The sequence below is a fragment of the Phaeobacter sp. CAU 1743 genome (assembly GCF_039839315.1).
GTDB lineage: Bacteria > Pseudomonadota > Alphaproteobacteria > Rhodobacterales > Rhodobacteraceae > Phycobacter > Phycobacter gallaeciensis_A.
The window spans coordinates 1-7878 of record NZ_JBDOQR010000113.1; the positions used below are offsets into that span (position 1 = coordinate 1).

Genomic DNA, 7878 nt, shown 5'->3' on the forward strand with positions numbered 1-7878 from the left:
CCGCATTGGAAAAACACCGCGACCCACAAAATGATGCGCTGGTTGACCCGTTGGATCAAGCCGCATAACCATGAAATCCGCAGCGTCGCCCGAAACGCTTTTCAACATCGTTCGGGACATTCCCGCCCGCATTCCTATGACTAGTGTTCGGGGCCTACTCCGCACACTGGCGGCAGATGATCGGGGCGCCATTGCTATCCCTCTGGCAATCCTGTTCCCACTTCTCATCGGGATCGTCGGCCTTGCTGTCGAATATGGCGCCTGGCAGGTCAGAAAAACCACTTTGCAAAACGTTGCGGATACCGCAGCCTATTCGGCAGCTATCGATCTGGTGCAGGGGATGCCGACGAGTACCGTCGCGCAGACACTGGAGAGGATATCCGGCTTGTCCCTTTCTGCGACGGGCTACCCACAGCTCAGCTATGCGACACCTCCGGCAACCGGCCCATATGCGGGTCAACAAGGATACGTCGAAGTCGTGATCGTCGATCAGGCAACGCGTTACTTGTCCAAACTCTTGTCGCCAGAGGTTGTGACGATCAGGGTTCGATCGGTTGTGCAATACGGTGGCGACTACGTCATAGCATGCGCCTTGGCTCTTTCGGATGATGAAGATGGCGCCATCGAAATCAGCGGCAACGCCACTGCCTATTTCAACGGCTGTTCTCTGGCCGTCAATTCTGTCTCGGACAGGGCATTCTACATGAATGGCGGTACAGTCACGGTTGAGGCAGGCTGCATCGATTCCGTCGGAGGGGTCGATTATACCTCGAACCTGACGTTGACAGACTGTCCGGCACCGCGCGCCCTGCAACCAAGAACCATAGATCCCTACGAGGGGGTAGACATCCCCGATCCCAACCTCATCTACGACTGCACCGCCGGCGGCATCTTCAGCGATACCGTTATTTCGGCCGGGCCGAACATGGTAGCGGGCTACCCGTACAAGTGTTTCTCCAGTGCGGTCAAGCTGCAGGGGAACGTGGCCTTTGATCCTGGTCTATATATTTTCAAGAACGGCGACCTTACCATGGGCGCAAACTCCGTCATCTCGGGTGATAACGTGACATTTCTTCTGGGGGCCTCCTCGGAGACGTCGATCAGTGGCACATCAGAGCTTCATTTGACTGCTACGCGCACGGGAGAGCTGGCAGGCATCCTATTCGTTGGTCAGCGTGGGGGCACGCAGATGACCCATACCTTCAACGGCAACGCACTGTCGGAGATTGATGGTGTTTTCTATTTTCCAAAAGATGAATTTTCATTCTCGGGAAACTCTTCTGCCGGATCGACCTGTGTTCAGTATATCGGGAATAGGATTTCTGTTTCAGGCAATACGAACCTGCAAGTGGGATGCGAACCTACCAATAGCCAGCAGATCTTGACTCACGTCGAAATTAGTTTGCGGGAATGACAGGTCTAACTGGTCGGCTTTGTCAAAGGTAAACGATGGGGGGTCGCCGGGAATTTGAGCAGGACGGAGGAACGCAAAAGCCAACACGAGACTGGTTCGGTAGAACCATCATTGACGCAGATGCGCCTCAGAGTGTGTGTAAGCGAATTGAACCCGATCTACGTCGCGTCGAACAAACGACTGCACCTGATCACAGGTTCAAACTGGCCTGCTCCCTTAAAAACCACCACTATGTGAGAAGTCGTTATGGCTTACATTAGAACAACTATTTTCAAGTTGGGAAAGAAACATGACGTAAATTTCGCATGATATGTGGGCCAGCTCGCTGCCGTGAGCTAGCCCACTACTGGCAACATTTGGTTGAATGGTATGTAAAAACTCCATTCCTTGCCGCTGAAATGAGCGGCACTGGGGGGCCAAAATACCAGTAGTTTATGGTCCCAGAATTTGTCTGATAAGGGAATGTATCTTATGAGATAAAATTAATTCCTTGGATATAACCAATACCCAAACGATAAGTATAACCCCGCCGTTCGGCATTCTCACCATATCAGCAACTTTAGCCCTCAGTCGGTCTGAGCTGATCATTTTCGACCTGCTTGGTTGAGCGCGCTTACGATTGCAACGAGTTTTCTTGCGACTTCGGTGATGACGGCCTCGTGTTGTTTTCCAGCGGGGCGTAGGCGAACTGCGAAGGTCTTCGGGAATGGTATATGATCGCTGATAACGGAAGCGAACTTAATCATCACGTGATTTAGCAGTTGCCGCCAACTGCCAATGGCGCGGTTGCCATCCATCACGCCGCCGTTGTGGGCAATCGTGGCAAGCCACCTGATCGAAGCCGCCATCCTCGTGAAGAGGTACGACTTGAGTTGCGCGTTGCGGTGTGCCTTTGCAATGCAGGCTGGAATGTTGCCGCGCGTAGTGCGGAGCCTGCCTATTGTTAGGCAGAAATCGAACGTCAAACCTCCAGCTCACGTTCTGGAGCGGCTATATTTCTGCCGCTCCAGAGTGTCTCTCATAACTCTCGTTTCAGATTAGAAGTCGAGGTTGTACGCCATTCCAACGCCAGGGCGACCGTCTTGCGTCACTCGCGCAGCTCCTTCGAGGGCGCCCGCCGCGAGCGCCTGTGTGAAGGAGAGCGACACACCATAGCTGTCGCGGGAGCGGGTGTGTTCCCCAGTCAGCGCCAGTTCATAACGGCTGGCGCTGGCTGCGACCTCGTGTGCAAGGCGCAGATCCAACCCATACCCACATTCGGTGTGCTGCTGGCCGATGGCCCGCTCGCACAACAGGCGGGGAGCAGCCATGAGCGTCGCGGGGCGACCGGGCAGAAGATCGTCGAACTGCAACTCGGAGAAAAGCTTGAGCCCCGAGACAGAGGATAGACGAAGGCCGGTGGCATCAGAGATGGCCCCCTGACTGACCGCTACCTCCACAGAGCCACCCGGAGACCAAGCCACATCCAGCCCGACCCGCGGTGTCAGCGGGTAATTGCCCAGGTGGGTTTGCCCCGATAGGGCAACCCCCATGAACAGGGCCGTATAGTCGTAGTGACCTGTTGCAGATATCACTCCGCCCACCCGGCCGAAGGCAAGGTCGAACCGATGCCGTCCGGCAGCCGCACCAAAGTAGTAGTCGAGGAACAAATTGCTGTCGAAGCGTCTGGCTCCGTACAGACCTGCATTCAGACCAAAGCCACGGATGGTGCCATCGGCGAGTCCGGAGACATCATTTGAGGTTGCGTATGCGCCCAGGAACCACCCGGACAAATGGTCGTCGCTTATGAAGCGTTCGCTGCGTTTGGACAACTGGAACATACTTTGGTTCATGCCGTTGCTGTTGCGCAGGTGGCTGAAGCTACCCGATAGAATGGTCCAGCCATCGCGCGCGCAATTTCGCCGCTCCTGCAAATAGTTGCCATCAATGCTGCCGCTCGAACCGTTTATATCGACATTCATGCCATCATCAGTCGTGACGGTGTCCGCACAGGTGGCATCGGTGATCAGACGGCCTGACGAAACCACTCTGATCCGGTTTTCCGTGTCACCCTCGGTCCCGGCCTCGCCGCCCGGGAGCCGGAAAGGCAGGGCCTGCAGGCGCTCACGGATGATGCCCCTCTGGCGCAGGCCCGCGATGACGCTGTTGGCGCGTGCCTGGCTCAAGTCGTAACCATCTCGCGGGCCGGAGGCGGGATCTACGTAGCCATGCACAGCGAAAGCGATTTCTTCGCAGCGTTCCATGACCCGCGCGACCCTATCAAGGGTTTGGTCGGCCTCTTTCGGCAGCTTTGCCGAGCCTGTTGCAAAGGACACCGGCTGCCGCTTGAAGATCCGGTCTACCTCGGCTGCACAGACCGTGTGGCTATTCATCCTAAGCCGGGCCAGCGCGTTCTTTGCATAGCCAGACATGATCTGCCCCTGCTGCGTCATGGTCGCGGCAAGATCGTCCTCCAGCACCTGAAGCAGGTCTTCCTCAATCTCCTTGAACAGGCGCCCGAGGGGGATGTGGTTATTGACGATCTGGCGCGAGTTCGCACCGATCAGGAATCTGGTGAAGTATTTCCGGGTCTGCGCTGCTGTCGGTACGCTGTCATAGGGCACAACTTCGTACACATCAGTCGCCGGTGTGCCCGGATTCAGCACTCCCTGTTCACGCCCCTCGGGCGCGGGCTCGCTCATATAGCCGGGCGCGCCGGTGATCTGAATCTGGAACTCCCGCCCTGCCAGCGTGGTACAGGAGACGGCCAAATCGAACCGATAGCGGCCATCACTTCCGGTCGTCTGGGGCTGTTGCCCAGCTGGGAAGCAGGAGGCTGGCAGCACCGTACCGGTGGCATCCGCGAACTGCAGCGAGACCCCCGAAATCGGGCTGAGAGTATCGGTGTCATACACGACGCCCCGCGGGTCGATGAAGAGTATGCTGATCTCCGCCGTCTGAGGTATGCCTGCCAGGTTCTCGACATAATAGCGAACACTCGCGCTCGATCCGGTGAAGCCAGGTTCGGGCGTAAAGGTCACCTCGCCGGTTTGCGTATCGACCGACCAGCTTCCCTCACCAGGTACGGTCAGGCTGGAAACAGGGTTGTTGTTGTCATCAAGGAGACGGACGGAAGAGGCAACCAGTTGCCCTGCGTTGCCATCCGCATCATTCAGAAGCGGATTCACTGTCACTGGCCCGCTGGGATCCTGGCCAACAATCTCATCGTTTTCAGCCACGAGATCGTCAGAGGTGGCCACCCCAAGATAATCGATCAGGACCTCGGCAGGATTCGACACCGGAACATTCGAGGAGGTGATGACATATTCCACCGCGGTTGGGTCGCCAAAATAGCCCGCCGCCGGTGTGAAGCGGATCTTGTTGTTGACGCCGACCTTCCAGACACCTTCTCCGGCCACCGTCATCTCCGTGACAAATGCCCCGTCATCGGTCACCAACATAACGGTCGGTGTCATGGCAGAAGCGTAGCTGTCATTTTCGAGCACGGCGACTTTTCCGGGTTGGCCGAGTTGATTGCCATAACTGGCATCGTTGCGCGCCAGAGGCTGAAGCAGGGAAACCGTCGGATCATCACCCGCGTCACCGGTGCCGGTCACCCCGTCATCGGTCACGTCTGTCACTGCCTCTCCGGTCGGCGGTGTGCCGGAAACCGTGGCTGAGTTCGACAATCCGCCCGCATCGATATCCGCTTCGGTCAACACATAGGTTGCCGTGAAGGACGCAAACTCACCGGGGGCAAGCGTACCGCTGTGTTCCGGAACTAGGGTGAAATCCGAAGCGGAGAAACCAGTCACCGTCGTCAGGTTTGTCACCCCTCGGCTGAGAGTGTCACTTTCAATGCCGACATTTGTCAGGGTCACGTTGCCGCTGTTTGTTGCGGTGATGGTGTAGGTCAAGACATCCCCGGCGCTCATGCCACCTGAAGCGTCCGTATCAGAGCTCAGCACCACGGTTTTCACGCCATTGATCGACGCTGTGCCTTCAAGATCCACCACGGTCGGCGTGTCATTGTCGCCCGCCGTGCCAGAGGTATCGCTCACGTCATCGGTGCCCGAGGGGCTCGAGCCGGTCGCAACCGCCGTGTTACTCACCCCGCCCGCGTCGATATCCGCCTGCGTCAGGGTGTAGACCGCCGTGAAGGTTGCACTGTCGCTGGCACCCGGCGCCAGCGTCGCAATCGGACCGCCGGACACGGTCACTTTCTCATCCGACAGCGCGATACCGGTCACGGTCTGCGTCCCGGTGTTCGTCACCGTGAAGCTGTAGGCAATGGTGTCGCCCGCGCTCACACCATCCGTGCCGTCGTCATCGCGCAGCTGTGCCGTCTTCACCAGGCTGAGCGACACTGTGCCTCCAAGATCCACCACGGTCGGCGTGTCATTGTCGCCCGCCGTGCCCGAGGTATCGCTCACGTCATCGGTGCCCGAGGGGCTCGAGCCGGTCGCAACCGCCGTGTTGCTCACCCCGCCCGCGTCGATATCCGCCTGCGTCAGAGTGTAGACCGCCGTGAAGGTTGCACTGTCGCTGGCACCCGGCGCCAGCGTCGCAATCGGACCGCCGGACACAATCACTTTCTCATCCGACAGCGCGATACCGGTCACGGTCTGCGTCCCGGTGTTTGTCACCGTGAAGCTGTAGGCAATGGTGTCGCCTACGCTCACACCATCCGTGCCATCGTCATCGCGCAGCTGTGCCGTCTTCACCAGGCTGAGCGACGCTGTGCCTTCAATGTCCACCACGGTCGGCGTGTCATTGTCGCCCGCCGTGCCCGAGGTATCGCTCACGTCATCGGTGCCCGAGGGGCTCGAGCCGGTCGCAACCGCCGTGTTGCTCACCCCGCCCGCGTCGATATCCGCCTGGGTCAGAGTGTAGACCGCCGTGAAGGTTGCACTGTCGCTCGCACCCGGCGCCAGCGTCGCAATCGGACCGCCGGACACGGTCACCTTATCATCCGACAGCGCGATATCGGTCACGGTCTGCGTCCCGGTGTTTGTCACCGTGAAGCTGTAGGCAATGGTGTCGCCTGCGCTCACACCATCCGTGCCGTCGTCATCGCGCAGCTGCGCCGTCTTCACCAGGCTGATCGACGCTGCGCCTCCAAGATCCACCACGGTCGGCGTGTCATTGTCGCCCGCCGTGCCAGAGGTATCGCTCACGTCATCGGTGCCCGAGGGGCTCGAGCCGGTCGCAACCGCCGTGTTGCTCACCCCGCCCGCGTCGATATCCGCCTGCGTCAGAGTGTAGACCGCCGTGAAGGTTGCACTGTCGCTGGCACCCGGCGCCAGCGTCGCAATCGGACCGCCGGACACGGTCACTTTCTCATCCGACAGCGCGATACCGGTCACGGTCTGCGTCCCGGTGTTTGTCACCGTGAAGCTGTAGGCAATGGTGTCGCCTGCGCTCACACCATCCGTGCCGTCGTCATCGCGCAGCTGTGCCGTCTTCACCAGGCTGAGCGACGCTGTGCCTTCAATGTCCACCACGGTCGGCGTATCATTGTCGACCGCCGTGCCCGAGGTATCGCTCACGTCATCGGTGCCCGAGGGGCTCGAGCCGGTTGCAACCGCCGTGTTGCTCACACCGCCCGCGTCAATATCCGCCTGGGTCAGAGTGTAGTCGGCCGTGTAAGTCACGCTCTCACCTGGGGCAAGCTCGCCCGTCGTGCCGGGCCAGCTGCCCGCCGTCGGCCCGCTGCCCAGTGTCAGCTCCGTCGACTCCGCATCGAGCCGCGTTAGCGTGTCATCGGACAGCGTCACGCTGCTCAGCGTCACGTTGCCCGCGTTCGTCACCACGATCGACCAGCTAAGCGCGTCACCCTCGGCGGTGTTGCCGGAGGTCTCCGTCTTCACAACCGTCAGCTCCGGCGACGGGGCCAGAGTCTGCACCAGCGGATCGTTCGTCGGGTCGCTATCCTCATCCTCCCCACTGTCCTGGGCGGGATTGCCGTCGCCGTCCGAGGTCCCCGTGACATCCGTATCCGTGGGGTCTTGGGCGGTCACCGCGGCGGTGTTCAGCACCTGCCCCGCGTCGATATCGGCCTGCGTCACCGCGTAGTCGTAGCTGTAGGTCCAAGTCTCGCCCGGCTCCAGAACGTCGTCTGCCGTCACCTCGCCCGTCACGGTCACATCGGACGCCGTCAGCGTCACCGGCGAGCCGCTCGCAAGCGGATCCGTCAGCTCAACCGTGTCCAGCGCAACGTTGCCCGTGTTCTCGATCGCCACCGCATAGGTGATCGTGTCGCCCGGATTCCAGACCGTATCTCCGGCGCCGCCCGCAACCGTCAGATCCGTCGAACTCACAGACTTCGTCACCGTCAGCTCCGGCGAGGCGGGAGGCAAGGTCGTGTCTCGGAGTTGGTGGAAATTTGAAGGCGGCGTAATCTCCGGGTGAACATCCACCCACCCAACCGGCGGCAGCAACCGCCAGGGAGATCACGCCATGACCAAGAATACCTATACTTCCAG

At 59.7% G+C, this 7878-nt stretch carries 3 protein-coding genes; 1 reads left to right on the forward strand and 2 read right to left on the reverse strand.

What is annotated here, in order from left to right; genetic code table 11:
* Positions 1-70: 70 nt before the first annotated feature.
* The gene (locus AAFO90_RS23305; protein ID WP_347510963.1) at positions 71-1414 is read left to right on the forward strand and encodes a TadE/TadG family type IV pilus assembly protein; all 1344 of its coding nucleotides are present in this window, start codon (positions 71-73) and stop codon (positions 1412-1414) included.
* Positions 1415-1998: 584 nt separating this feature from the next.
* Here the strand turns inward: AAFO90_RS23305 and AAFO90_RS23310 are convergent.
* Together AAFO90_RS23310 and AAFO90_RS23315 are read right to left on the reverse strand one after the other, a co-directional pair.
* On the reverse strand, positions 1999-2379 hold the full coding sequence (locus tag AAFO90_RS23310; RefSeq protein WP_347510964.1) for a hypothetical protein: 381 nt from the start codon (positions 2377-2379) through the stop codon (positions 1999-2001).
* A 72-nt stretch (positions 2380-2451) separates the two neighbouring features.
* Positions 2452-7725, reverse strand: coding sequence for an OmpA family protein (locus AAFO90_RS23315; protein ID WP_347510965.1), 5274 nt, complete (start codon positions 7723-7725; stop codon positions 2452-2454).
* Positions 7726-7878: the final 153 nt, after the last annotated feature.